General features: G+C 41.2%; 30 protein-coding genes. 5 read left to right on the top strand and 25 right to left on the bottom strand.

Annotation, left to right across the window (positions count from 1 at the left end; all coding sequences use genetic code 11):
- Positions 1 to 666 (bottom strand): LysR family transcriptional regulator (locus L4C33_RS08715; RefSeq protein ID WP_428812048.1); only part of this gene is annotated, 666 nt, incomplete at its 3' end.
- A 140-nt stretch (positions 667 to 806) separates the two neighbouring features.
- On the opposite strand from L4C33_RS08715, the gene L4C33_RS08710 reads away from it, so the two are divergent.
- A complete protein-coding gene (locus L4C33_RS08710) occupies positions 807 to 1,466 on the top strand; it encodes an NAD(P)-dependent oxidoreductase (RefSeq protein ID WP_428812047.1) in 660 nt (219 codons plus the stop codon).
- Positions 1,467 to 1,577: 111 nt separating this feature from the next.
- Here L4C33_RS08710 and L4C33_RS08705 read toward each other — a convergent pair whose 3' ends face one another.
- From L4C33_RS08705 to hisD, 24 genes are all read right to left on the bottom strand, one after another.
- Entirely contained in the window at positions 1,578 to 2,051 is a 474-nt protein-coding gene (locus L4C33_RS08705) for a DUF1353 domain-containing protein (RefSeq protein ID WP_428812046.1), read from the bottom strand.
- Between the two features lie 120 nt (positions 2,052 to 2,171).
- Positions 2,172 to 2,579, bottom strand: coding sequence for a bleomycin resistance protein (locus tag L4C33_RS08700; RefSeq protein WP_428812045.1), 408 nt, complete (start codon positions 2,577 to 2,579; stop codon positions 2,172 to 2,174).
- A gap of 72 nt (positions 2,580 to 2,651) precedes the next feature.
- Positions 2,652 to 2,996, bottom strand: coding sequence for a VOC family protein (locus L4C33_RS08695; protein WP_428812044.1), 345 nt, complete (start codon positions 2,994 to 2,996; stop codon positions 2,652 to 2,654).
- A gap of 159 nt (positions 2,997 to 3,155) precedes the next feature.
- Complete coding sequence (locus tag L4C33_RS08690; RefSeq protein WP_428812043.1) at positions 3,156 to 3,701, bottom strand: GNAT family N-acetyltransferase; 546 nt, start codon at positions 3,699 to 3,701, stop codon at positions 3,156 to 3,158.
- A gap of 125 nt (positions 3,702 to 3,826) precedes the next feature.
- Positions 3,827 to 4,345 carry a GNAT family N-acetyltransferase gene (locus tag L4C33_RS08685; protein ID WP_428812042.1) on the bottom strand — a complete coding sequence of 173 codons (519 nt, stop codon included), beginning with the start codon at positions 4,343 to 4,345 and terminating at the stop codon, positions 3,827 to 3,829.
- 161 nt (positions 4,346 to 4,506) lie between these two features.
- Positions 4,507 to 5,385 (bottom strand): transglutaminase-like domain-containing protein, encoded by an 879-nt coding sequence (locus tag L4C33_RS08680; protein WP_428812041.1) that lies wholly within the window; start codon positions 5,383 to 5,385, stop codon positions 4,507 to 4,509.
- A gap of 102 nt (positions 5,386 to 5,487) precedes the next feature.
- The gene (locus L4C33_RS08675; protein ID WP_428812040.1) at positions 5,488 to 5,664 is read right to left on the bottom strand and encodes a hypothetical protein; all 177 of its coding nucleotides are present in this window, start codon (positions 5,662 to 5,664) and stop codon (positions 5,488 to 5,490) included.
- Positions 5,665 to 5,672: 8 nt separating this feature from the next.
- A complete protein-coding gene (locus tag L4C33_RS08670; protein ID WP_428812039.1) occupies positions 5,673 to 5,951 on the bottom strand; it encodes a GNAT family N-acetyltransferase in 279 nt (92 codons plus the stop codon).
- 102 nt (positions 5,952 to 6,053) lie between these two features.
- Positions 6,054 to 6,641, bottom strand: a complete 588-nt coding sequence (locus L4C33_RS08665; protein WP_428812038.1) for a sugar O-acetyltransferase — start codon at positions 6,639 to 6,641, stop codon at positions 6,054 to 6,056.
- 115 nt (positions 6,642 to 6,756) lie between these two features.
- The gene (locus tag L4C33_RS08660; RefSeq protein ID WP_428812037.1) at positions 6,757 to 7,422 is read right to left on the bottom strand and encodes a hypothetical protein; all 666 of its coding nucleotides are present in this window, start codon (positions 7,420 to 7,422) and stop codon (positions 6,757 to 6,759) included.
- 251 nt (positions 7,423 to 7,673) lie between these two features.
- The gene (locus L4C33_RS08655) at positions 7,674 to 7,808 is read right to left on the bottom strand and encodes a hypothetical protein (RefSeq protein WP_428812036.1); all 135 of its coding nucleotides are present in this window, start codon (positions 7,806 to 7,808) and stop codon (positions 7,674 to 7,676) included.
- 210 nt (positions 7,809 to 8,018) lie between these two features.
- Complete coding sequence (locus L4C33_RS08650) at positions 8,019 to 8,492, bottom strand: GNAT family N-acetyltransferase (RefSeq protein ID WP_428812035.1); 474 nt, start codon at positions 8,490 to 8,492, stop codon at positions 8,019 to 8,021.
- Between the two features lie 152 nt (positions 8,493 to 8,644).
- Positions 8,645 to 9,061 carry a GNAT family N-acetyltransferase gene (locus tag L4C33_RS08645; protein ID WP_428812034.1) on the bottom strand — a complete coding sequence of 139 codons (417 nt, stop codon included), beginning with the start codon at positions 9,059 to 9,061 and terminating at the stop codon, positions 8,645 to 8,647.
- Between the two features lie 147 nt (positions 9,062 to 9,208).
- Positions 9,209 to 9,664: a GNAT family N-acetyltransferase gene (locus tag L4C33_RS08640; protein ID WP_428812033.1), complete on the bottom strand. Its 456-nt coding sequence runs from the start codon at positions 9,662 to 9,664 to the stop codon at positions 9,209 to 9,211.
- A 145-nt stretch (positions 9,665 to 9,809) separates the two neighbouring features.
- Complete coding sequence (locus L4C33_RS08635; RefSeq protein ID WP_428812032.1) at positions 9,810 to 9,998, bottom strand: hypothetical protein; 189 nt, start codon at positions 9,996 to 9,998, stop codon at positions 9,810 to 9,812.
- Between the two features lie 291 nt (positions 9,999 to 10,289).
- On the bottom strand, positions 10,290 to 11,171 hold the full coding sequence (locus L4C33_RS08630) for an NAD-dependent epimerase/dehydratase family protein (RefSeq protein WP_428812031.1): 882 nt from the start codon (positions 11,169 to 11,171) through the stop codon (positions 10,290 to 10,292).
- A gap of 123 nt (positions 11,172 to 11,294) precedes the next feature.
- Positions 11,295 to 12,068, bottom strand: a complete 774-nt coding sequence (locus tag L4C33_RS08625; RefSeq protein ID WP_428812030.1) for a tRNA(His) guanylyltransferase Thg1 family protein — start codon at positions 12,066 to 12,068, stop codon at positions 11,295 to 11,297.
- 148 nt (positions 12,069 to 12,216) lie between these two features.
- On the bottom strand, positions 12,217 to 12,621 hold the full coding sequence (locus L4C33_RS08620; protein ID WP_428812029.1) for a cell envelope integrity TolA family protein: 405 nt from the start codon (positions 12,619 to 12,621) through the stop codon (positions 12,217 to 12,219).
- Positions 12,622 to 12,780: 159 nt separating this feature from the next.
- Positions 12,781 to 13,782 (bottom strand): DUF6602 domain-containing protein, encoded by a 1,002-nt coding sequence (locus tag L4C33_RS08615; RefSeq protein WP_428812028.1) that lies wholly within the window; start codon positions 13,780 to 13,782, stop codon positions 12,781 to 12,783.
- A 135-nt stretch (positions 13,783 to 13,917) separates the two neighbouring features.
- Entirely contained in the window at positions 13,918 to 14,421 is a 504-nt protein-coding gene (locus tag L4C33_RS08610) for a hypothetical protein (RefSeq protein ID WP_428812027.1), read from the bottom strand.
- A 414-nt stretch (positions 14,422 to 14,835) separates the two neighbouring features.
- A complete protein-coding gene (locus tag L4C33_RS08605) occupies positions 14,836 to 15,555 on the bottom strand; it encodes an alpha/beta fold hydrolase (protein WP_428812026.1) in 720 nt (239 codons plus the stop codon).
- A 2-nt stretch (positions 15,556 to 15,557) separates the two neighbouring features.
- Positions 15,558 to 16,562 (bottom strand): cupin domain-containing protein, encoded by a 1,005-nt coding sequence (locus tag L4C33_RS08600; protein ID WP_428812025.1) that lies wholly within the window; start codon positions 16,560 to 16,562, stop codon positions 15,558 to 15,560.
- An 89-nt stretch (positions 16,563 to 16,651) separates the two neighbouring features.
- Positions 16,652 to 17,386: an SDR family NAD(P)-dependent oxidoreductase gene (locus L4C33_RS08595; RefSeq protein ID WP_428812024.1), complete on the bottom strand. Its 735-nt coding sequence runs from the start codon at positions 17,384 to 17,386 to the stop codon at positions 16,652 to 16,654.
- A gap of 1 nt (position 17,387) precedes the next feature.
- Entirely contained in the window at positions 17,388 to 18,680 is a 1,293-nt protein-coding gene (hisD, locus tag L4C33_RS08590) for a histidinol dehydrogenase (RefSeq protein ID WP_428812023.1), read from the bottom strand.
- Positions 18,681 to 19,004: 324 nt separating this feature from the next.
- On the opposite strand from hisD, the gene L4C33_RS08585 reads away from it, so the two are divergent.
- The 4 genes from L4C33_RS08585 to L4C33_RS08570 all read left to right on the top strand — a co-directional run.
- On the top strand, positions 19,005 to 19,754 hold the full coding sequence (locus L4C33_RS08585; protein WP_428812022.1) for an HpcH/HpaI aldolase family protein: 750 nt from the start codon (positions 19,005 to 19,007) through the stop codon (positions 19,752 to 19,754).
- 139 nt (positions 19,755 to 19,893) lie between these two features.
- Positions 19,894 to 20,859, top strand: a complete 966-nt coding sequence (locus L4C33_RS08580) for a LacI family DNA-binding transcriptional regulator (protein ID WP_428812021.1) — start codon at positions 19,894 to 19,896, stop codon at positions 20,857 to 20,859.
- 297 nt (positions 20,860 to 21,156) lie between these two features.
- On the top strand, positions 21,157 to 22,152 hold the full coding sequence (locus L4C33_RS08575) for a TRAP transporter substrate-binding protein (protein ID WP_428812020.1): 996 nt from the start codon (positions 21,157 to 21,159) through the stop codon (positions 22,150 to 22,152).
- 161 nt (positions 22,153 to 22,313) lie between these two features.
- Positions 22,314 to 22,690, top strand: a 377-nt coding sequence (locus tag L4C33_RS08570; RefSeq protein ID WP_428812019.1) for a TRAP transporter small permease, incomplete at its 3' end; no start/stop codon positions are given.

The following is a 22,690-nucleotide window of genomic DNA, read 5'->3' as shown; positions in this document are numbered from 1 at the left end:
ATTATTGGCTTTATGTTGGTGCTTTGATATCACTTGAACCACTTCGCCATCTGAGTTTTGCAAAGTAAAATCACTGGCGACCTGTGTGTTAGAAATGGTTACCCAGGGAAAAAGTGGTAACTGCTCGGGTCGCTCTGGAATCTCGTTTAACAAAGGGCTTGCATACAATTTGAGCTGCGTAGAGGTTAAAGGCAATGACACTAAGTTCGAGTCAGGTAAGTCACCTGAGCGAATCGCCAAATCGATAGACTCATCAATAATTGATAATGGTTCTTCACTGATCAGTAAATCAAATTGGACTTTGGGGTATTGGGCACTAAATTCCTTTAGCAAAGGTATAAGTAGGGTTTCGTAATGATCCTGTGTCGTCGTTAGGCGAATAACCCCTTTAATTTCTGAGTTATAGCTTTTGACTTCATCCACACCACGAATGGCACAAGGGAGTATATCTTGCACCTGTTGATAAAGAGCCAAACCTTCAGGTGTAATGCTCACTTTTCTAGTACTACGCTGTAATAGCTTTACGCCTAGATAAGCTTCTAATTTGGCGACCTGTTCACTGACTTTTCCTCGCGGCATCTGAAGTTTATCCCCAGCTGCAGTAAAACTTCCCGTTTCAACCACAGTGCTAAAAATAGCGATAGCCTTTAAGTAGTTTATTAACACTGAGTATTCTCCTTTATCACTCCAATAACGACATCACCATTGATACTAAAATGGTATCAGTAATGTGGAAGTTAGCCCACTAATTAAACCTAATAAAAGTTGCCATAATGATTTCAACATCAAACAGTGGGAAGTAAATTATGAAAACATTAGCGATTATCGGCGGTACAGGGCGAGTGGGTCAGCAAGTGATAAAGCAAGCTTTGGCACTTGGTTATCAGTTAAACGTATTGGCAAGAAACCCGAGCAAAGTTCCAGAGCATACACATGTTAACGTAGTAAAAGGAGATGCGAAGGATCCCCAGGCATTGGATGAGTTACTAAATGGTGCCGATGCCGTGATATCAACCTTAGGCCCTGCAGGCATGAATACCAGTTTCAAACTGGCTAAGTCTACAGCCAAAGATTTTGTTTCGACCAATAGTACCCGCTCGATTTTACCTCTTATGAAAAAACATGGCATTAGTCGCTTCGTTTTATGTACCGGTGCGAGCTTGCAACACCCTGATGACAACAACAGTCTATTCGTACGCCTACTTCTAAAAAAACTCGCGCCAAAGATCCTTGGGGATGTTTGGCTAGACCGAGAGCAAGAACTTAAATTGCTAACCAATAGTCATGTGAATTTTACTATTGCCCGTGCAGCAAAATTAAATGATGAACATTCAAAGAAACCACTAAAAACGAGTCATTCCACGTTCCAAGGCGGAAACGTATCAATTCATAGTTTAGCGACATTTTTAGTGGAACAAGTGAAAGAGGATAACTACTTTGGTAAAGCCGTTTATGTCGCCAATTAGCATTAATTCATCTCTAAAGCTTCTGGTAATGRGCTAAGAACTTATGCCTTAAATAGGAACCCAACTTTGAACGAACAGTGCCGTGCGTTGAGCATCTTATTTGAACGCTTGTTAAGCTTCTTTCTTATCGTTTTTACGGTGCTTTCGCCACGTAAACCAACCACCGATAAACAAGGCGAGCCAAGCTAAAACATCAATAAAAGCAATGCCGTTGACTTCAATGCCGACATCACGGAAAAGCTTGTCCCAATGAGCTTTACCAGCTCCTTTTTGATAGTCAATCAAGTTGCCCTGCTCATCCCTACATACCAACTTATCGTAGCGATAGGCGTAGTCATGAATTAGCCCTGGAATGAGTAACAGGCCAGTCGGCGATAACAACATCCATAGAGGCCTAGGAATAGAAGCTCCGTCGAAAACAAACCCTTTAGGGATAACGATGATTACCCCGTTTGGAAGCTTGTAGCTCCACTCTTCTTTGACYTCCCACTCTCGAATTGAAAATATCCATATATAGATCCTACAAATCAAGCTCGGTACTTTCTTCGTAGGGATCGGTAGGGGTTGTAAAATTGGCATCCTCATTAGAAAACTCCTGTAAGTCTAACGCCACGATAAGGTGTAACAAGCGTGTGCCAAAATGGTGTGATGGGAAAGCGGGACGCATTTGGCATAACTCTTATACATTTTGAGGTGTAGGTCTTTTCAGCGTATGTCCTGACAAAACCTAAACAAATAGCCATCAGGAGTTTGAACAATGAACTGCTTTTGAGTTGCTACCGAGCTACCACATTGATAAGACTTAGACTCCATCACCAAGTAGATTGAATCTGGCGCCTTTGAACTAATATTGCGATATAACGACTCTATATCTGTCACATCCCATTGGAGGTTTATCCCCCGCCCTAATGGTGCATCCAAATCACCAGAAACCCATTTACGGCTATTACCGGTAATACCCTCAATCATGAGGTCAACGCCATCCAGTGTTAGATAGACAAAATCTTCTTCTGGACGCTCATACTTCACAGAGAACCCCAGCACATTGATAAAGAAAGACTTACTAATGTTTATATCGAAACAATAAAGCTCTGGCACTACACGTAATGTCATAATATCCCTATCCACAAACGTTGCTAAATAATGTGCAATTGTGGGTGCTTAGTATTTCAGACTACTGTTAGCCTAAAGCTCCCAAAAACCGTGCTCAATCGACCCTAGAATATAAATTGAGAACTTCCCCTTTCCTGGTATTTCCATAGGAGGAACAGCGATTTCAGCTCCTTGAGCTTTAACTTTTAAAACCGCATCTTCAATATCATCCACTAGCCAATAAGGTCGTACAACCGGAGTTTCCGTATCACGTAAAGGAAATCGAACACCAACGATACAGCCATCAGACAGGACACTTGTTCTTGCGCCACCAAGCATTTCATCTGGCTCGCTAAAACTGATACTTTGAGCTAGCTCGTACGCCTTACAAACAGAATCGGCGTCTGGAGAAACAATTTCTAGATAATGAACTTTCACGTTAAACCCTTCTAATTTTTGAACCGTATGACTTTAGCATCTAGCGCCCAATGAAATAGTGAGCAGCACGACCCTCTTACTGACACAATAGCTACGAGAGCACATAAACTAATTCAAAACGAAGGTGCTAAACGTTACAGAAACCACCTTAAACGATTGTTACTCATGACTTTTAGTACATAATGTCATGGTAGTTTCTGACACAGCATTCCCTTCTATGCGGTAGCAATCTAATATTTCTCCAACGGCTTCGAAACCACATTTCAAATACAGACTTTTCGCTGGAAGATTGTTAGAAAGCACATTGAGGTCTAACCAATCAATACTTGAACTTTGATTACAAAACTGGACTACGCATTCAATCAGTTTTACACCGAAACCCTGTTTTCTTAAACGGGAATCGACACCCATGCCCAAAAGCACACGATGAGATTTATACTCTTCACTGTAATGGCGTAGGTCAATATGGCCAACGACTCGTTCATTAGAATCTTTGATTATCCAGAGTTTTCTCCAGCCATGTTCACCAAGGCTGTACTCAAAACCATTTCGAAACTTAGCCTTTAGTTGTTCTGAAACTAGGCAGTTTTCTTTAGAAATAGGTTGAAACAGTGGAGAGTCATCATCCGCATTTTCAAGAAGCTGCGCCCCTATATACTCGAAGAAAGGTTCTAGATCTGCCCGTTTTGATTCAACTATTTTCATACAACTCCCTTCTTATGTATAACGCTCCATTAAGTAGTGAACAACACTACCACTAAGCTAAAGCATTATGCCGTTAACAGCTTAAGTCGATTCAAACCCCCAAATACCAAGCGTTGAGAACCTGATTAAATTGGTTGTGGCCGAGGAATCGTATATTCATAGAAAACGACACTACTGCCGTTAATAGGTTGCTCTGTAAAACCTAACTTTTTAAGTAACTTAGCTGAGGAAATATTAGATTGGTCAACACCACCAATGAGCTTTGACCATGATTCAGATTCCACAACTTTTCCAATGAAACCTTCTAGTAATTCGCTAGCCAACCCCTGCCCCCAGTATTCTTCTGCGAGTAAATAGCCGATATGTGCGTAGTTGTCACTTTCTACATAGGCAAACAAAAAACCAATTAACTCATGATTATTGGTTTCTACTTGAAGTAAGCGACTCTCTAATAACATTCGTTCCAGCCAGACTTTTGCCTGTCCATTAGAAGCAATGTTGTGAAAATACGGAGGAAGGTTTTCCACAACAGCTGGCGTGAGAATGTGAGGTATTCGCTCAAGCAGTTCTGACTGTTTTGACAAAGCAAGACCATCAGCAATTTCAGCTACTGTCAGTCTCAGAGTTTCAAACGATAATGCCATACAGCCTACCTATTTCGATAAAAATCATAACGTCTAACTAATGTGTGAACAACGCGAGTACTTTACCTAAACCACTACGCCGTAAACACGAAACCCAACCTTGAACTAAAATGCCAAACGTTGGGAATCATTCTAAATTTCTTGTTATATAAATTTTGCGCCTACAATGAAGCATATAGCTCTCTTAAGGTCGGAAACCGAGAGCAACCCCAATCACTTGGAAGCTTTATTTCCTTACACGATTCAATCAACTTAAGCGCCTTTGAGCTATCTGAAGAACAGCTAACATCTGCAAGCTCATCTAACAGAGTTAACTCATGCTCCCCCGAAATAGGGCTTATGAATTTAGGCAATATACCCCACCCAGTGTCCCACGTGTGCATTTCAAACTTGGATAATGCAAACAGGTCTCGAATAAGGCTACCTTTTATAAACGGTAATCCTTTAAAATCCAGAAAGCCAAAGCTATCAGCAGATTCCAAATTTTCACGGCATAACTTCCAAGCCTGCCCTGCAACTATAAAGTTTGAAGATGGTACATCACACGGGTCAAAATCAAACTTCAAGATTTGATGATGAATTTGGTCAAGTTGAGCATCAACTGCTACCCATCCCTTCCCATAATCCCAATACTCACAAACCCAGTGGTCTTCAAAATGATTTTGAGTCAAATAAGTAGCAAACCCACTCCTTAGTCGAGCCGGCACTCCTTTTGACCTCAAAATAGAACAAACTAATAGAGAGAAGTCCCTACAGATACTTACAACTCTATGTTTAGGTTTCTTAAATACGTGAGCAGGTTCGCCTGATTTTAACATTGCTAACGAGACTAAATCTTTAGCATAGCGAGTCTGCATTTCTGTAAGTTTGATCGTGGACTCAACCTCGACGTCATATTGTTCAAGCCAATACGAATGAATAAGGTTCCCTTGAACAAATTTACAGATACCCGCAATATCATCAGGTACATCATTGATATCCAATAGCTTATTGTTGAGTTCTGTAAACTCCGTATTTTCTMTATAGTCGTTAACATCCATTCTTTATAGCCTTATGTCAAAAGCACCTGCTAATACATCTAACACCCTATTAGGTGTGAGCAACGCTAACGCCAAGCATTGAAAGGTTCTCTTTATTTTTTGTTATGGGTGGATTTGATATAGGTGCCCAGATTCAAACTCATTCTCGGCTGCACATTTTCTTTGCCAACCAAGTTTCTGCACCACTTTTTGGCTACCTACATTATCAGAAGCGATAAATACTTTAACTTGGGTTAAATCGATGGTTTGAGCCAGCTTAGATATCGTAGACTCACACATAAGAACTGCTAGCCCTTGCCCCAAAACTTCTGACGAATGAAATAGTCAAAATCTAGTTCACCATCAAGTAGCGTAATGCCGCAAAAGCCAACAATTTCGTTCGTTTCAATAGACCTAAAAGCAAACCTACTTTCTGCCTGTATCTCGTTAGCAAACCAAGCATCTGCTTCTTCGTCAGTTAAAGGCCTTCTAGGACCTAGAAATCTCATGGTTTGCTCGTCTTGAAGCAAATCAAATACTGCACTTCGATCACTATCGACTAATTGTGAAATAACGATTTTATTCAAATTCCCTCCTAGAAAATAATGCCTAATAATCAGTAGCATACGTGTGCTGTGTTTGTACATTAGCGAATAAGCACGCGTATGGCGTCACTCTTAAACGCGGCGTTAGGTGTGTGTTTCCATCTGAGGTGTATTGATGTCTTTTTTAACCACTCTAGCCGGGTTCCCAACTACAACCGTGTTTTCAGATACATCTTTAGTCACGACACTTCCTGCACCTACAACGGCACCAAAGCCAATGCTAACACCTGGTAGCACAACCACATTGGCTCCAATCCAAACTTTATCTGCGATTGAAATGGGTTTAGCAAACTCTTCATAGGTATAGCGAGTTGCAGTATCAAGTGGGTGCCCTGCAGTGCATAAAGTGACATTGGGGCCTATCATCACGTAATCACCGATAGTGACCTTGCCACAATCCAAAATCACACCATTGGTATTCATATAGAAGTTTTTCCCAACTTCTATGTTGTAGCCGTAATCACAGAAAAAGTTACCGTTTAATTGAGTAGTATCATCAGAGCAACCAAAGAGATTTTGAATCAAAGCGTTCTTTTCAGCAGCTTCAAAGCATGTACTAATTTGATGGCACAATTTAGCGGCTTTAAGCCTATCTTCAGGCAAACCCTCTGAGTCAGGGTTATACAACTCACCACTAATATGACTCTTCTCTCTGTTACTCAATGCTTTCATTTATGCACCTAAATTGTTGAAGAACGCTTAAAGCATATAACGCCAAATTAAGGAGTGAGTTGAGCTACCCACCCGACCTAAAACATAATGCCGTAAATACTAAAGCTAACTCAAATTATAAATGCCGAGTCTCGCGAAACTGTCTGAAACGCTTTGTTAAACTTCTATACGTTGAGGTTGGATGAGGACCATACAAAGCGAACCAATATGGAATTAGTAACCCAAATGCCATTGACCCGCCTATAAACGTGGTTGGAACACTTTGTAGCACCAATTCAAAAACCTTATCGTACTGCTCTGGACTCAGTGTTGATTTACTTATGTATACCTCATAAGAAAAGCAAATAGGTTGGTATATAGACATTCTAAGGAACCAGCTCAGCGCACTAACAGGTATCAAAAACAGCAACGGCTTGGTCCACACAGAAGGTACTATAAAGTAAATAGCTGAAACCAAGAATAGAAAAGCAACGTAAAGAGTATTTGCCGAAATATTGCGAGTATCAAATGTATATGATTGCCCCTCATACATCATTAATACAGAAACACCAAGAATACTAATTAGGAATAGTTTCCCAAACTCTTTAAAACGCGAAAAGCGCAGCAAGCAGTAGCCTATGACCGATAACAACACACTCAACCAAATATAAGCACCCCAATTCATTTCTAAGAATCGAGGACGCGAGGTCTCGATAAGTATCAGAAACGTATACGCTACCGGAATATAAAGAAGACAAACTAATCCAAAGCGAAGAAGTGCCCAAGCTATCTGTTGTTTCATCGGAAGCTTCCTCCTTGAAGCCTAACGCCGCGTAAGATGGAGAGCAAAGCTACCTTTCTAACCTTAACCAAACCACCGTAAATACAAAAATGCCACGCATTGCGACTCTTCTTGGATAAATTGTATATGCTTGTGCGGTCAGTAGGCACACTTTCAAGCCTCACATTGCTCCACTATGTAGATATTAATTTATGATATCTACATAGTAATAATTACACGCTACATAGAGTTAGACTCTTGCCCAAAAAACTCTATTTGCGGTTTTCTTTGCCGTCTAAATACTCTGCATACTTTTTAGAAATTTGTTGATGTATATGAAAACCTGTTTTACGAACAAGATACCAATCTATCGCTGCTAAAACGACCAAGCCTATTATAGTTCCCATCTAAAACCCTCCTTGCGCATCAAATCATGAGTCTACCAAACTATTGGTAGAATTTATAAATTACCAATACTTGCGATTTTGAGAAAAAGGCATAACGCCAAATTAATCTACTGACCAATTCAGCACCCAATCTAACCTAAAGCAACACGCCGAGTACACCAGTCCCAGTTGGAACTAAAAATGCCATGCGTTGGCATCCTGAATTGCTTGCTATAAATATTTTTCGTAACACTGTTCAAGCTGAGCTTGTCCCCAAAGTTCACACTCTTTCTCATGAATTAGCTGAAATCCATTTTTGATATAAAGAGACTTTGAAGCAGCCAAGCCTGCAACTGTCCAAAGAATTAATTTGGAATAATTTTCCACAACACAAAAGTTAATTGCTTGCTCAATTAGAGTTTTTCCTAGACCGTTGCCACGAACCTTTGGGTCTACTGAAAACCAGCGAAGTTGAGCTTCAGTATTCGAGTTTTCACAAATACAAATGGTTCCTACCAATTCACCATTAAGTCGGGCTAACCAAATTCTTTCTCGTTCATTATTACGTTTTGCAAACTGTGCTAAGGGTTCTGCAACATACGCTTCAAAGGTAAAGTCATAGCCATACTCTTTCGAGTAAAGTAAACCATGCTGCTTAACGATGTGACCTAAATCTCCAGGTTCCAATGTATTGCTAATTATCATTGCTGCTCCTTAGCGATGATTTTGACTATATTTATAACGCTGCGTTAAGTAGTGAGCAACGCAGACCAGTCTTCCTAAACCATTGTGCCGTAAACACAAAAGCCGATTCAAAGTAAAAATGCCGAACGTTGCGAATCTGATTAAATTTATTGTTATGTGATAATCTCGCGGCCTCGTTCCAATACCCAACAACGCTCATTTTTGGTGTAGCCAATTTGGCCATAATACTCATTAGCAGACGGTGCTGCGATTAGAAAGAGTTTACAAGTAGGCTCTATTTGAGCTTGAGTCTGAACCTGTAACTGCTTACCTATACCTAACCTTTGGTATTCTTCATCAACAGCAAGATCTGACAGATAACAGCAGTAGTGGAAATCTGTAACTGAACGAGAAATGCCCACAAGCTTAATACCGTCCCAAGCAGTGATAATAAGATTACTGTTCTTCAACATGCCATTGATACATGCAATATTTTCAATAGGTCTACGCCCTCCCAGCGTAGAGCGCTTCAGCAAATCAATAAACTCGTCAGCCGAAATCTGCTGATTAACTTTGTACTCAATATTCAATGTGACCTCCTTATCACATAACGCCTGGTTAAGGTGTGAGGCACGCAATTCCGAAGCCTCCGCATACCACCTTAAACACTAAACCTAACGCACAGTAAAAATGCCACGCATTGTGAATCACTCTTAGATTTATTGTTAGTAGACAGCCTACAACGCGAGTTTGAACCCTTCATGTGTTGCTTTGAATCCAAGTTTTTCATAGAACCTGATTGCATCAGGACGCTGCTTATCACTTGTTAACTGAACAATTGTACAGCCTTTGTTTTTTGCCCGTTCAATAGCATATTCGAACATTTTCTCACCGAAACCTTGTCCCCGATAGTCACTATGGATTCGAACACCTTCGATAAGGCAACGCCAACTACCAATATGCGTCAGGTAAGGAATAAAGGTGATTTGAAGCATCCCGACTAGAGAGTTTTCCAGTTCAACAACAAGTAATTCGTTGTTTGAGTCTCGTGCTATCGCTTCGAACGCTTCAACATACGCACTATTCAACGGAATAGACACATCTTCTCTTTTGCTACCAAGTGGGTCATTTGAAAGCAAAGCAACAAGACTTTCCAAATCTTCAAAATCAGCTGAACGATACTTTAATTCCATCTATAGCTCCTTATTACTTCTGACAGCTAACGCCGCGTTAAGTGGTGAGCAACGCATACCACTATACTAAACCTAGCCACCATAAAAACTGTAACAGACTAGAACTAAAATCGCCGAGCGTTGATAGTCCGCCTTAAGCAGATTGTTATAACTCAGTTTCGTCGATGTACTCAATCTGCTTATTCACAGAAACGGCTAAAACCATTGCAAAAACAATGGCAATTAAGATTCGAATAAACGTAGATGGAATGATAGATTGTGTAGAAATGACAAATGGACCAGCGAAACCACCGGATATTGCTCCTATATAAGTTCGCCTCCCACTCCATTTCATTAGCGAACCACATTCAACACAGCGATACTTCGTCCAATGAGCACTAAAGAAAAACCAGCTACAAGCAACATTTTTCTGACAATAGGGACATTGTCTAGATTTCATAATAGCCTCGCAAAATCAAACCAAGCTGATATGAAACTATCGGACTAAAGAAACATCAAATCTTCTGGCTAGACTTTCGAGCGAGTTCATGAGTTATAACGCCACATTAAGGTGCGACAAATATAGCGTGCCATACTTGATCGAAGCGAAACCGGCACGCATTTGGAGTCACTCTTAAACGTTTTGTTAGCTGCGTTTCAAAATTGGTAATACTTCTGCCGTTTCAGTATCTAGCATTTCTAAAACACTTTCAAAACCATGTATAGGCGACCAACCTAATTTCTCTTGTGCGGAAGATGAATCATATACGCGATCTAAGCTTTGTGGTAATTGCCAGCCTCTTTGTTCAAATGCTAGCGCGATTCCAGGACACTTACGTTTGATAACAGAGCCAGCTTCAGTGTATAGAGCTTCGCAATCAGAAGGATGGAAAGGTGTTGCACCAGAGATGATAAAACGATTAAAACCGCTTAGACGTTTTTCCACAGCACATAAATGAGCATTTGCTACATCGCGAGCATCAATACCACGAGTCAGGCGAAATACTGCCATTAAATCCGCAGGCTCAGGAAAACATCTCGACATTTGTAGCACAGTCACGGGAAGCTGAAACAGATTTGAAATTTCTTTTAGCTTAGTTTCAGCAGCAATTTTACTTTTATGATAAATCGACTTGGGTTGTGGGATTACTTCCTCATCAATCCAACCTGTAATATTTTTAGGTGTCGAAGCATAACCGTACAACGCAGTTGTGCTGGTGAAGATAAAGTGTTTAACACCCGCTTTAACGCCGGACAAAGCTAATTTCTCAGTCGCATCCACGTTGATAGATTGAAACTCTGAATCGGGTAACACCCCAACATGAGGTGCATGAAGAGCCGCCGTATGGACGATGACATCAATATTTTCCAGTACCTCATCCATCAGAGCAGTATCGCGAATATCACCAATGTAATCGGCTGTTGAGCAAGGTGTGTTATCAATGCCGACTACATCATGTGTTCGCATTAATTTAATATAGATTGCACGCCCAACCCTACCCGCAGAACCTGTTACCAAAATTTTCATTACGACACCTTACTAATGATAGACCTCAAAGCAGTTAGCGCCGCATTAATGTGTGAGCGACGCTTGGCTATACTTGAGCGAAGCGAAACCGCCAAGCGTTGCGAATCACTCTTAAACAGATTGTTATACGAACCGCTCCAACCAAGACTCATGCTCTACTATGCTTGTAGTAATCGAACTCTTCATCTCATCCACTGAACTAAAACTATAGTTTTGCAATGCTCGTCTGTTAGATACAAAAAATTTTGGAATTAAATACATACCACTAGCTTTGTCAGTTAATCCGCGTTCATCAATTTTTGCTTGGATATATTTAATGTTGTTGTAGTTTTCTTCACTATATATCTCTTCAGAGCTTACTCCATCTAATCGTAATAACTTAGTATACGAGTTCCTGACATTTACAGCGTATCTTGTTGCTAAGTATTCAACAACCTCACTTTGGTTCTTCAATATGAGAGCTCTGCCATCAAATGCACCACAGATCGGCTGTGACTTTTTCTTAGCTCTTGTTATACCTTTACCTGTGAAAAAAGAAGTAAATGTTGACGAAAACGTTGTTAATAACTTTATAACTCTATTATCGTAATATGTTGGAACCTTACTTAGTACTATCGAAACTTCGTCTGAACAAATACTTGCAGCTAAAATGAAGTTTTGTGAGTCATGCGGACATTTTCGATGAAGGACCTTAAATGTTTCTTCTAACGATTCCCACATGAGTCCCTCAAATTTTTTGTCACGAGTAACGTTACTCAGATACTTTTTACTCAAGCCAATACCGTCCATTCGGATAACAAAATATTCATCAGATTGATATCGGGAAACTAACTCGGAATCTTGTTCTACTCGTTTGAAATATTCCATTGACGATATTTGTTGTTGTAAATCTTTCAATTGACCTCCTTGTTCGTATAACGCCGCGTTAAGTAGTGAGCAACGCTACCACCTTACCTAACCCATTGTGCCGTAAACACAAAACTCAACTGAACCCAAAGCCGCCGAGCGTTGCGAATCTGTCTTAAACGCTTTGTTAGTGCGCTCCTCACGGTTGAATGACAATACTAAACTTTCTTAGCTTGTCTGCCTCTTTAACATCAACTGGCAACGGAAATGAATCAATTTCCCATACGGCATTGAAGACTGTCTGACAAAGCATATTTTTATTACTTAATTCCACATGCTCAATAACACCAAGCGATGATAACGATATTTCAGCGCGACAATCTAAGCCTTTGTTTAAATTAAACTCACCAAGTTTTTCTTTGATTAAATATTGGTACATTGACGCATATCTAGATGTGACAGAATATTCAGTATCAGTGTAAGTTTCTAAACCTTCGAAGAGCTTATTTAAGGCAGCCATTTGTTCCTGTTCAGTTTGGCTTGAAGAAAATGAGACCATCGGTATAAACAAAAACGAAAGGAAAAACCACCTAACTACTTTCATATTACAACCTTATTTAGCGTGAAGTTCATGCGCACTAACGCCGCGTTAAGGTGTGAACAACGCCACCACGAAACCTAACCATACCACCGTAAACACAAAACCCAACGATAGAATGAAAAATGCCAAGCGTTGAGAATCACTCTTAAATGCTTTGTTAGCTTAATACTCAACGACTCTTTCATAATTGTTCAAATCCTCTTTTGCAGCTTGTGTAAGAACTGAGATATCAAATCCTGCGACATTAGAAAAAATTGGACTAGAATAACTTTCAAATAAAGACACTTGATTGTACTCACAATGTAAATTGTACATTAACTGCTTAGAAAAATAGTACGCAAAATTAGCTAGTGGTGAGTTATACAACCCTATGTAGACCAGATCTCCTGTTTTAACTTGCTCCAATTCTAGATTTCCGGATGAAAGATAATTGCCATAGTAACAAGCAATATCCGCTAAAAAGTCACATGGATAAGTTTCACAATAGTGAACCGTTCTCTGGCAGGCAAGTGAAAAAAACTTTTCAGCAATAATTAGGTCCGGCATATCTGTTGGATGTTCCCAATCATATTGACCTAAACTTTCTAACATGATCTTAATTTCTCGGCGCGAAAAATCAATGTGATAACTTGGATCATCAACGCGCGCGGTACCTAATGAACTTTGATGGGCTAGAACCCCATAAATAACATCACGCCTTAACTCATTTTTTGCGCTTCCTGACTTCCTGTATCTATTTAATATTTCACTAGTTTTAAATATCTTCTCTAAGTGAGACTTTTTCAAATTAAATTTAACTTCAAATGCAGCGACAACAAATTCGTATTTCACGTAGTCACGGTCTGCGGCTTTAGGAAGATTTTTCACGACAACAATATCTATTTCTGGAGAATAGCTTCCATCGTAGAACTCTATTACTACCTTATTTAAAACTTCAAACGTTCCATTGGGTACTAGATACCTTATGATTTCTACCCATGTTTTTTCTGTAGCATCACCTACCTTTGCAGGATTATTTTTTACTTTAGGTGATAAATCGACTAAGTCTTGTACAACAGCAGCTTTCAATTTAGCTAAACTTTTTGGAGGCATTTTGAGATATACATCATTATCCATTGCCGATATAAAACTTTCTCTAATTATATCGTTATTACTGTTTGTCATAATTTTCCTACTATTAAGCTAACGCCTTGTTAACTAGTGACAAAACGTTGCCCCTAAACCCTGTTTGACCACCTTAATCACAACAACTAGCCATTACGAAAATGCGAGCGTTTTGGAATCCAGTTGAACAATTTGTTAGCCATTTGATGTCTCAACTTGCTGTTTGAAGAATAAAAGCTCTTCATATAAATAATGTGTCGATTGTTGCTGTGCTACTGTACTGAAAATAAAATCTGATTCATATGCAAAACCGAACATGAACCTCATTTTTAATGGTTTATTAAGCGTGATTTCTATGTAGTACCTATTTGAGCGATTGTATTTTTTTATTTCGATCGTCTTAATATAACTCCAAGGAACGATGTCACCATATTCTTTGTTTTTAACTTGACCAGATTTAATTCCTAGATCGTTTAGTTCGTAGTCTGAACATGTAACTCGACGGACATTCTCGTAACACAGAAAAGACGCGACAGCTAAACAAAGCAATGAAAGAACCACATAACCATAAGCGAACTTTCCATCTACGAGTAAGTTTGCCGCCCAAGTAACGCACACTGCATAGAGTGACAGGAAGAATCCATTATTTAAGATCACTTTGAATTTTGATGCTTTCTTGACTAGCACTCTTTGATGCATATTCTTCCTTCCGATGGCTAACAGCTATTAGACAGAAAAATTCTGCATTTAAATCTAGACGTTTTCTATCTAGTATCTCGCTGCATTTAATGACTCCTATTCTACCCTTTAATAACAATAAGTTATCGGTTAATTAGATGACTAACCGACAAAATATAGAATTTTCCTATTTAACATGAACTAAGAGAAAAATTTGAAGTTATGTATATGCGACCAGTAAAAAAGAATTAAAGGAGGGGGAGCTCAAGCTAACCATAAGTTCGCATAACATTGCAGGTCAAATCGTGGATATGTATTAAATGTGGCGACATTAGGTGAGTAACACATAAAAGGCAAGGCTACCTCGCCTTGCCTTAATTAATCCATAACCAGCCAACATTTCATTCTAAACCAGCACAGGTATAGCATAATCCATCAGTCTTCAGTTATGCCTACTCCTAACCAGTTATGTATATGTTTAGATACGATTTTAGGCTGCTCCATTGTCGACAAATGCCCACAGTCAGGAATGACATGAAGTGAAACCTGTTTGATGTGCTTTGCCATTAAGAGGTGGTTGTCAATTGGACACAACAGATCATCTTTACCTGTGATGATCAACGTAGGAACCTGAATATCGGCAAGCAACGGCCTAGCATCAGGGCGAGTCGCTAATGCTTGAGCGTGAGCCTCAAACCTTTCCACACCAATATTGTTCGCCATTTGCGTAATTTTTTGAGTCAGCTCTAGGTTCTCTAACTGGTTAGGGTGAATAAGAAGTGGCATCAAGATATCAGGAGTTATCGACTCAAACTTCCCTGCTTTTGCCTTATCGACCAACGCGTTTCGTTTTTCAGAAACCTCAGGCTTTTCATCAGCAGCATTGGTATCCATTAATATTAAGCCTTTCACTCGCTCAGGAGCTTGCCTAAAGACTTCAAACGCGAGGATTCCCCCCATAGACAAGCCACCGAGAACGAAACTTTCAGGGGCACTATCTAGGACTTTACTCGCCAAGGCTTGCATAGATGTTTCTGTTCCTAATTCACAAGTAAAAGGAGCCACCCAATTGGGCAGCTCTTTATTAACGTCTTGGAACAATGTTTCATCACACAGCAAACCAGGTAACCATAACAGTGGTATTTCTGGTTTCATGATTAATTATCCTGCAAATTTTGTGGTTGATCAGAACCAAGAACGACGTAAGTAAAGCTAGTGCCTCGCAGGTTTTGTAGGCTATACGACGCACCATCTGGCACGCTGAATACATCCCCTGTAGTTAATACCAACTGCGCTTGCTCACCATCCTGAACTAAGTTAAGCAAGGTATCGCCTTCAAAGTTAATCAACACCTGCTTTTCACTTCGCTGATGTACTGGGATACTCGCGCCTTCAGTCAATTCATACGCCATGATACTCACGTCATCAACGCTTTTAACTTGGAAATCGTAGCTCGCAGATGGGTGCCCTGTTAATGCAAACTGCTTAACGCCAGGCTTGTCAAAGTCACCTGTAATTTCTCGGTAATCCTTTTTCAAAGCAACAAAAGGCATCATCTGTTCAGCAGTGTAAGTATCAAATTTACTCAACTCTTCTTCCGTTAGCAGTGGCATCAACTCTGATTCATTTGGCACCGCATCACCATCAATGGTATCAACCAGTGTGCCGTCTGCTTTTAGGTATAAGCCGTAGCCCTGACTATCTGTAATCACGCTTGGGTGCCAAACTACGCCACCACCAGAGTTATCGCCACCCAACACTGAATACATAAAGCCGTAATCGCGCCCTACCACTTCAAAGCCTCTGAAAAGGTTGGTAGGAATAGAAATTACATCACCATGCGACAACACGGCTTCGTGCTCACCTTCGTTACCCCAATAGAATCTAAATTGACCTTTGAAGACCACGAACAGTTCGGCGGTATGATGTGAATGCAGCGAGTTCTTGATTCCCGGTGGCTGACCGGCAGCACCAATATTAAAGCCTGCAGTTTCACGAATATGGACATGTTGACGGCTGCTTTCCGCAACACCAGCCCCAATGATACAGAAGTTGTCTTTTAGATCGCTTCCCGGAGTACGCGCATCGATGAACGCACTGGTACCGGGAATCAACTCCATGTAGCGCACGAGATTATTATTAATTTGATTTTGTAGGGTCATTCTAAATTCCTTCTTACTTAACCTAACGCTTTAGTTAAATACCCCAAAGCGCGATGTTAAGTGCGTAAGCCACTAGCCGCAGCGTTACATTAATTACCTAATGGTCTTCCACCATCGACTGCGATTGTATTACCGGTTGAAAATGTCAGTAGTTCCGCAGCGGCATAAACGGCATTGGCAACCTCTTGGTCACTCGCCAAACGTTTTAGCGGTGTTGACTGCTCTTGCGCGTTACGCCATTCATCATCTAGCCCTTTGACAAACTCGGTATCCACAAGGCCTGGAGCGACAGCGAGCACTCGGATATCTGGAGACAAAGCTCGGCCTAGAGATCGAGTCATATTCTCGACAGCAGACTTGCTCGCGCAATAAGCCACGTTACTGCCCATTGCCGTTTGTGCAGCAATCGAAGTAATGTTCACCACGCAGCCTTTAGCACTACGAAGTGAAGGTTCAAACGCACGAACCATTGCAAATGGAGCACGAACGTTTACACGGAAGATCTTGTCTATCAATTCATCATTGAGAGACTCTAAATCGCTGTGTGCGACAAACTTTGTCATACCAGCGCAGTTCACCAATAAGTCTAATGAAGCTGAAGACTCTTTAACTTGTTCCGCTAACGCGCTAATCGCAGAGCTATCTTCAACATTCAGTTGATACATAGCGTGACCAGACCCTTCCATGCTATCTAAGATCTGTTGAGCAGCAGTTCCGTTGCTGTTGTAGGTGAACACAACGCGGTATCCAGACTGCGCAAGTTTGTGACATATGGCGGCACCAATACCGCCACTGCCGCCTGTAACTAAGGCGAGTTTTGTCATGTTATGCCTCTACCAATTTTTCTTTGTAACGACGAACACGAATGTCAGCTTGCTCTTTATGGCCAGCGAAACCTTCTAGTGCACATAATCGAGAACAATACTCCCCGACTTTCAGCGATGCTGATTCAGTCACTCGCTGGTAAGTACATGTTTTAATGAATTTACCGACCCATAGGCCACCGGTGTAACGCGCCGCTTTGTTTGTCGGAAGTGTATGGTTAGTACCGATACATTTGTCACCGTAAGACACGTTTGTCTCACGGCCTAAGAACAGTGCACCGTAGTTCGTCATGTTATCTAGGAAGTACTTCGGATCTTTTGTCATCACTTGCACGTGCTCAGAAGCGATGTCGTCAGCAACTTCAACCATCTCTTCGTAGCTGTCACACACGATAACTTGTCCATAATTTTCCCAAGCTTTACCAGCGATTTCTGCGGTAGGAAGAATAGTCAACTGACGCTCAATTTCTTTTACCGTCTCTTTAGCAAAAGTTTCACTATTGGTTAGTAGAATCGCTGGGGAGTTATAACCGTGTTCAGCCTGACCAAGTAGATCTGCGGCAGCCAATTCAGGGTCACAACCCTCTTCATCAGCAATGACCAATGTTTCTGTTGGACCAGCAAACAAGTCAATGCCAACACGACCGAACAGTTGGCGTTTAGCTTCTGCTACAAAAGCATTACCAGGGCCAACGATCATATCTACCGGAGCAATCGTTTCGGTACCAAGCGCCATCGCGCCAACCGCTTGAACACCACCAAAACAGTAAATTTCATCAGCGCCAGCCATCGCCATTGCCGCAACAATCGCGACGTTTGGCTGACCATTAAAAGGAGGAGCACAAGCAATAACACGTTTTACGCCGGCAACTTTTGCAGTAAGCACACTCATGTGCGCCGAAGCTACCAATGGGTATTTACCACCTGGGATGTAGCAGCCAACACTGTTGACTGGCACGTTTTTATGCCCAAGTACCACACCTGGCATAGTTTCAACTTCTACGTCGTGCATTGAGTCACGTTGGATCTGCGCGAAGTTGCGAACTTGTGTTTGTGCAAATTCAATATCGTGCTTGGTTGATTCGTCCAATGCGTCCACACATGCCTGAATTTGCTCATCTGTTAAACGAAATTGCTCCGGAGACCAATTATCAAATTTTTCTGAAAGCTCACGTACCGCGCTGTCACCTTTCTTTTCAATGTCAGAAAGAATGTTCTCAACCGTTTGACGTACTTGCGCGTTGTTAGATGCTGATGCTTCTTCAGTGATGCCGTGTTTTAGAATGCGAGCCATGCGTAATTCTCCTTGTGGCGTATGCCTAGTGTTTGCTGATTATTAGTTTCTACAGAGTTTATTTTTAGGTTTGTATGGTTTTGGATACGAATGCAAAGTAAACATAAACATTTTATTAACACTTGGCAAATAACTATCCAAACTCAAATATAGACATACAAGTCATTGTTTAAATTAGAGTTACACATATAAAACAGTCATCTAATAGCGCCGTGAGTTTAAAAAACAATCAATTAATGTTGCATTGATCACATTGTTTTTACTCTTTTTTTACATCAACACATGTTAAGTTTTGCATACCTTTGCAATGGAGAATAAAAATTAATGGATAACTTTAAGAACACACTTAACAACGCAGATCTGCTCGGTACATTTGTCAAAACACCCCATCCACACATCATCGAAGTGCTGGCATTAGCAGAGCTTCCTTTCATTGTTTTGGATGCAGAACATGCACCTTTCGATAGATCGACGTTGGATAGCTGTATTCTCGCAGCTCGTGCCAATCAGCTTCCTTGCATAGTTCGAGTTCAAGATAGCCAACCATCGACCATATTGAATGCTTTAGATTGTGGCGCGACGGGGATTCAGATCCCACACGTGTGCAGCGCCGAGCAAGCCGAAAAACTGGTGAAGATGTCCCATTACGGCGAAGGCGGCCGAGGATACGCTGGCTCAAGTCGCGCAGCTAAGTACGCAACAAAACCAATGGGAAACCATCTCGAAGACAGTAAAAACACTACGGTAGTGATTGCGCAAATTGAAGATCCAGAAGGTGTGGTGAATGCTGAATCGATAGCAAAAGTTGAAGGTATTGATGCGCTGTTTATCGGCCAAGTAGACTTAGCGGTATCTTACGGTGCAGAAAATGTGAATGCCGAATGTGTGCGTGAAGCAAGCATAAAAATAATCAAAGCAGCTCAACAAGTTAACAAGCCTGTAGGTATGTTTGTTGCCAATGCTCAAGCTGCCCGCAACTGGAAAGAGCTTGGTGTCAGTTTCTTTTGTGTCGGTTCTGAACACAAAATGATCATTGATGGCTTTCGAAATGAGCAAAGCGTCATGAATTCATAAATTTTCTTTGTGATTTCAAATGTTACACGTATTGTAATTATTAAACTCAGCTCATTGTGTATGGCGTTGCGATTGGATTTATCGCGATATAAGGAGATTCACCATAAAAGCGAAAGTTACCTCTATTGATGTTGCCAGAATGCTCGGCGTTTCTCAGTCTACCGTTTCTAGGGCATTTAGCCCTACGGCGAGTATTAGCGAGAAAAAACGTAAAATGGTGATGGATGCCGCAACCAAGCTTGGCTACACGCCAAATGCGATTGCTCGAAGTCTTATTTCTAACCGTTCTGGGCTAGTGGCTATTGCGCTCGATTGCGAATCAAACCCAATGTACGACTTGCAATCGCGCGCGCTCGCGATGGAAATTCAAAAGCGTGGCGGTCAAGTTGTACTTTGCCCTATCGACAAAGATGACTTAGATCTTGCCATCTCGCGTGCGATTGAATACCAAGTTGATGGTTTGATTATCGCCACCAGCCGTCTCACTTCGCGTGCGTTTGCACAGTGTGAAAAATTTGGTGTTCACTTGAGCCTAATTAACCGTTATACCGAAGGTATCAACGCGAATAGCGCTGGCTTAGATAACCAAAAAGCTGGCACGCAAGCTGCTGATTATTTACTCGACAAAGGATATAAACAGTTGGCTTACGTGAGTGGCGATGCAGGTTCAATGACCAGTGATAAGCGTTGGTTAGGCTTCTCTGAAGCAGCCAAAGCCCGTGGTGCGGCTTCACCTATCTACATTAATGCAAAATACAATTTTGAAGCGGGATTAGAAGCAGCCAAAGAATTGATGGAGCACACCTCAAAACCTGACGCCGTGTTCTGTGCCAATGATGTCCTTGCAATGGGCGTCATGGATGGTCTGAGAAAGCTTTGTTGTAAAATCCCTCAAGACTTTGCTGTCATGGGCGTCGATGATATCCCAATGGCATCATGGCCAAGCTACGACCTCACAACCATAGCCCAGCCTATCGATAAAATAGTGCAAAGCGCAGTAGAAGACTTGATGCAACGGATTAACGAAAATGTTGACGCTAAAGGCGAATACCTACTCGAACCCGGAACCATTATAGAGCGCGGAAGTACTGCTATTTACCCATAAAGCTGTTCGTTACCTATAGACAACATCGCTCTAAACCAACCGTTTTAATCTCTGTGAATTTAGACTAAAAGCCCTAATTTGATATTAGGGCTTCTTTCTGTGATCTCGTCTAAAAATTCACCTGTTGATTTTAAACTTTGCTATCAAATCGCATCAATTGTTATTGACTTGTTAGGCTTGTGTTTATATTTTGGATTCGTATGCAAAATTAGGATATGAAGTGCGGACAAATAACCCACTGAGCAACATGACTCAAATGAATGCACATAAAAGTCATGTGATGAACAAGGAAGAACAATGAAACGCACAATCTTTACCACAATCACGGCCCTCGGCTTGACGCTATCAAGTATGAATACTTTTGCAAGTAACGTAATTCGTCTTGCTCATGATAGCCAAGAAACTTCACCCGTTCACAAAGCAATGCTGCACTTTGAAAAAGAGCTAGAATCTCGCTCTAACGGCGAACTTGAAGTAGAAATCTACCCAGCTCGTCAACTGGGCGATGTAAGAGAAACGACAGAACTTGTTCAACAAGGTAACTTACAAATGACGTTCGGTGCTTCAGTGCTACTTTCACCTTACGTACCTGAGTTTAACGTGCTTGATGTGTTTTATCTTTTTGAAGATGAAGCACAAGCTCATAAAGCACTCGATAGCGACAAGATCGGCAAACCACTGCTTACGTCAATGGAGTCAAAAGGCTTTCATGGCTTAGGTTTCATGGAAGTTGGCTTTCGTAGCATCACCAACAACAAGCAGCCTATTAACAGCATTGAAGACTTGAATAACTTAAAGATTCGTTCAGCGTCTAATCCAACACAAATCAGTGCGTGGAAATCGGTAGGTACAGCACCTACACCACTCTCTTGGGGCGAGATCTTCACTTCACTACAACAAGGCTTAAWCAATTCGCAAGAAAGTGCGGTTTACTCCATTTATGCCGAGCGTTTTTACGAAGCACAAGAGTACCTATCGCTAACTAACCATATTTACACCAACTATGTACTGTTCATGAATAAGGAGTTCTGGGACTCTCTACCAAGCGACCAACAAGCTCTTATCAACAAAGTAAGCCAAGAAACCATCGCTGTACAACGCGACCTCGCAGCTAAACAGAACCAAGAAGTCATTAAAGATCTTGAAGCAAAAGGTATGACAGTAAATGTAGTGCCAACCGACGTTCGTGCTCAGATGAAAGAAAAAATGAACGCTGCGGTTTATCAAGAACTGCGTAGCAAAACAGGTGAAGAACTCTTCGACAGCGTGATCACAGAAATAGAGCAACTCTAATTCGCCATCACGACTGTTAACCCTTCATGGGATGACCGTTATTGACTCAGGCTTTAAGAGCAAGCTTTTAAAATAGCTTTATAAATATGTAGCCTTAAAGCCTGAGATGCTGTTCATTCATTGGTATTCAATACCCTTTTCAACACTCTTTGGAGTTATGTATGAAATGGTTTCGCCTGTTCGACCGATACTTCGAACCAACACTTATCGTACTTTCTATCTCGCTGATGACCGCTTTGTTGTGCTTACAGATAGCATTACGTCTCTTCGACGCCTCAATCGCTTGGGCAGAAGAACTCGCTCGCTACCTTTTCGTTTGGGCTATGTATTTGAGCATCAGCTACTGCATTCGTGATGATCGACATATTCGCATCCGTCTGTTCATCGACAAACTACCTGGCAACTTAACCCACTACGCTTTGATTCTCTCTGATCTTATTTACCTAGCTTTCAGCTGTACAGTGGCGTGGTTTGGTTTCAAAGTGATTGGTCGAAGCCTAAAACTAGGTCAAATCGCTCCGGCAATGGAAATCCCGAT

This window comes from Vibrio makurazakiensis, assembly GCF_050337375.1.
GTDB lineage: Bacteria > Pseudomonadota > Gammaproteobacteria > Enterobacterales > Vibrionaceae > Vibrio > Vibrio makurazakiensis.
This window is presented reverse-complemented; position numbering and strand designations above follow the sequence as displayed.

Coding starts and splice junctions, on each gene's coding strand:
- L4C33_RS08685 (WP_428812042.1), bottom strand. CDS start 4,345: ATGGCATTATCGTTTGAAACTCTGAGACTGACAGTAGCTGAAATTGCT.
- L4C33_RS08600 (WP_428812025.1), bottom strand. CDS start 16,562: ATGACCCTACAAAATCAAATTAATAATAATCTCGTGCGCTACATGGAG.
- L4C33_RS08610 (WP_428812027.1), bottom strand. CDS start 14,421: ATGCATCAAAGAGTGCTAGTCAAGAAAGCATCAAAATTCAAAGTGATC.
- L4C33_RS08640 (WP_428812033.1), bottom strand. CDS start 9,664: ATGGAATTAAAGTATCGTTCAGCTGATTTTGAAGATTTGGAAAGTCTT.
- L4C33_RS08665 (WP_428812038.1), bottom strand. CDS start 6,641: ATGAAAGCATTGAGTAACAGAGAGAAGAGTCATATTAGTGGTGAGTTG.
- L4C33_RS08635 (WP_428812032.1), bottom strand. CDS start 9,998: ATGAAATGGAGTGGGAGGCGAACTTATATAGGAGCAATATCCGGTGGT.
- L4C33_RS08650 (WP_428812035.1), bottom strand. CDS start 8,492: ATGATAATTAGCAATACATTGGAACCTGGAGATTTAGGTCACATCGTT.
- L4C33_RS08660 (WP_428812037.1), bottom strand. CDS start 7,422: ATGAAACAACAGATAGCTTGGGCACTTCTTCGCTTTGGATTAGTTTGT.
- L4C33_RS08595 (WP_428812024.1), bottom strand. CDS start 17,386: ATGACAAAACTCGCCTTAGTTACAGGCGGCAGTGGCGGTATTGGTGCC.
- L4C33_RS08620 (WP_428812029.1), bottom strand. CDS start 12,621: ATGAAAGTAGTTAGGTGGTTTTTCCTTTCGTTTTTGTTTATACCGATG.
- hisD (WP_428812023.1), bottom strand. CDS start 18,680: ATGGCTCGCATTCTAAAACACGGCATCACTGAAGAAGCATCAGCATCT.
- L4C33_RS08585 (WP_428812022.1), top strand. CDS start 19,005: ATGGATAACTTTAAGAACACACTTAACAACGCAGATCTGCTCGGTACA.
- L4C33_RS08580 (WP_428812021.1), top strand. CDS start 19,894: ATGCTCGGCGTTTCTCAGTCTACCGTTTCTAGGGCATTTAGCCCTACG.
- L4C33_RS08605 (WP_428812026.1), bottom strand. CDS start 15,555: ATGAAACCAGAAATACCACTGTTATGGTTACCTGGTTTGCTGTGTGAT.
- L4C33_RS08655 (WP_428812036.1), bottom strand. CDS start 7,808: ATGGGAACTATAATAGGCTTGGTCGTTTTAGCAGCGATAGATTGGTAT.
- L4C33_RS08630 (WP_428812031.1), bottom strand. CDS start 11,171: ATGAAAATTTTGGTAACAGGTTCTGCGGGTAGGGTTGGGCGTGCAATC.
- L4C33_RS08700 (WP_428812045.1), bottom strand. CDS start 2,579: ATGACATTACGTGTAGTGCCAGAGCTTTATTGTTTCGATATAAACATT.
- L4C33_RS08675 (WP_428812040.1), bottom strand. CDS start 5,664: ATGTGTGAGTCTACGATATCTAAGCTGGCTCAAACCATCGATTTAACC.
- L4C33_RS08710 (WP_428812047.1), top strand. CDS start 807: ATGAAAACATTAGCGATTATCGGCGGTACAGGGCGAGTGGGTCAGCAA.
- L4C33_RS08690 (WP_428812043.1), bottom strand. CDS start 3,701: ATGAAAATAGTTGAATCAAAACGGGCAGATCTAGAACCTTTCTTCGAG.
- L4C33_RS08615 (WP_428812028.1), bottom strand. CDS start 13,782: ATGACAAACAGTAATAACGATATAATTAGAGAAAGTTTTATATCGGCA.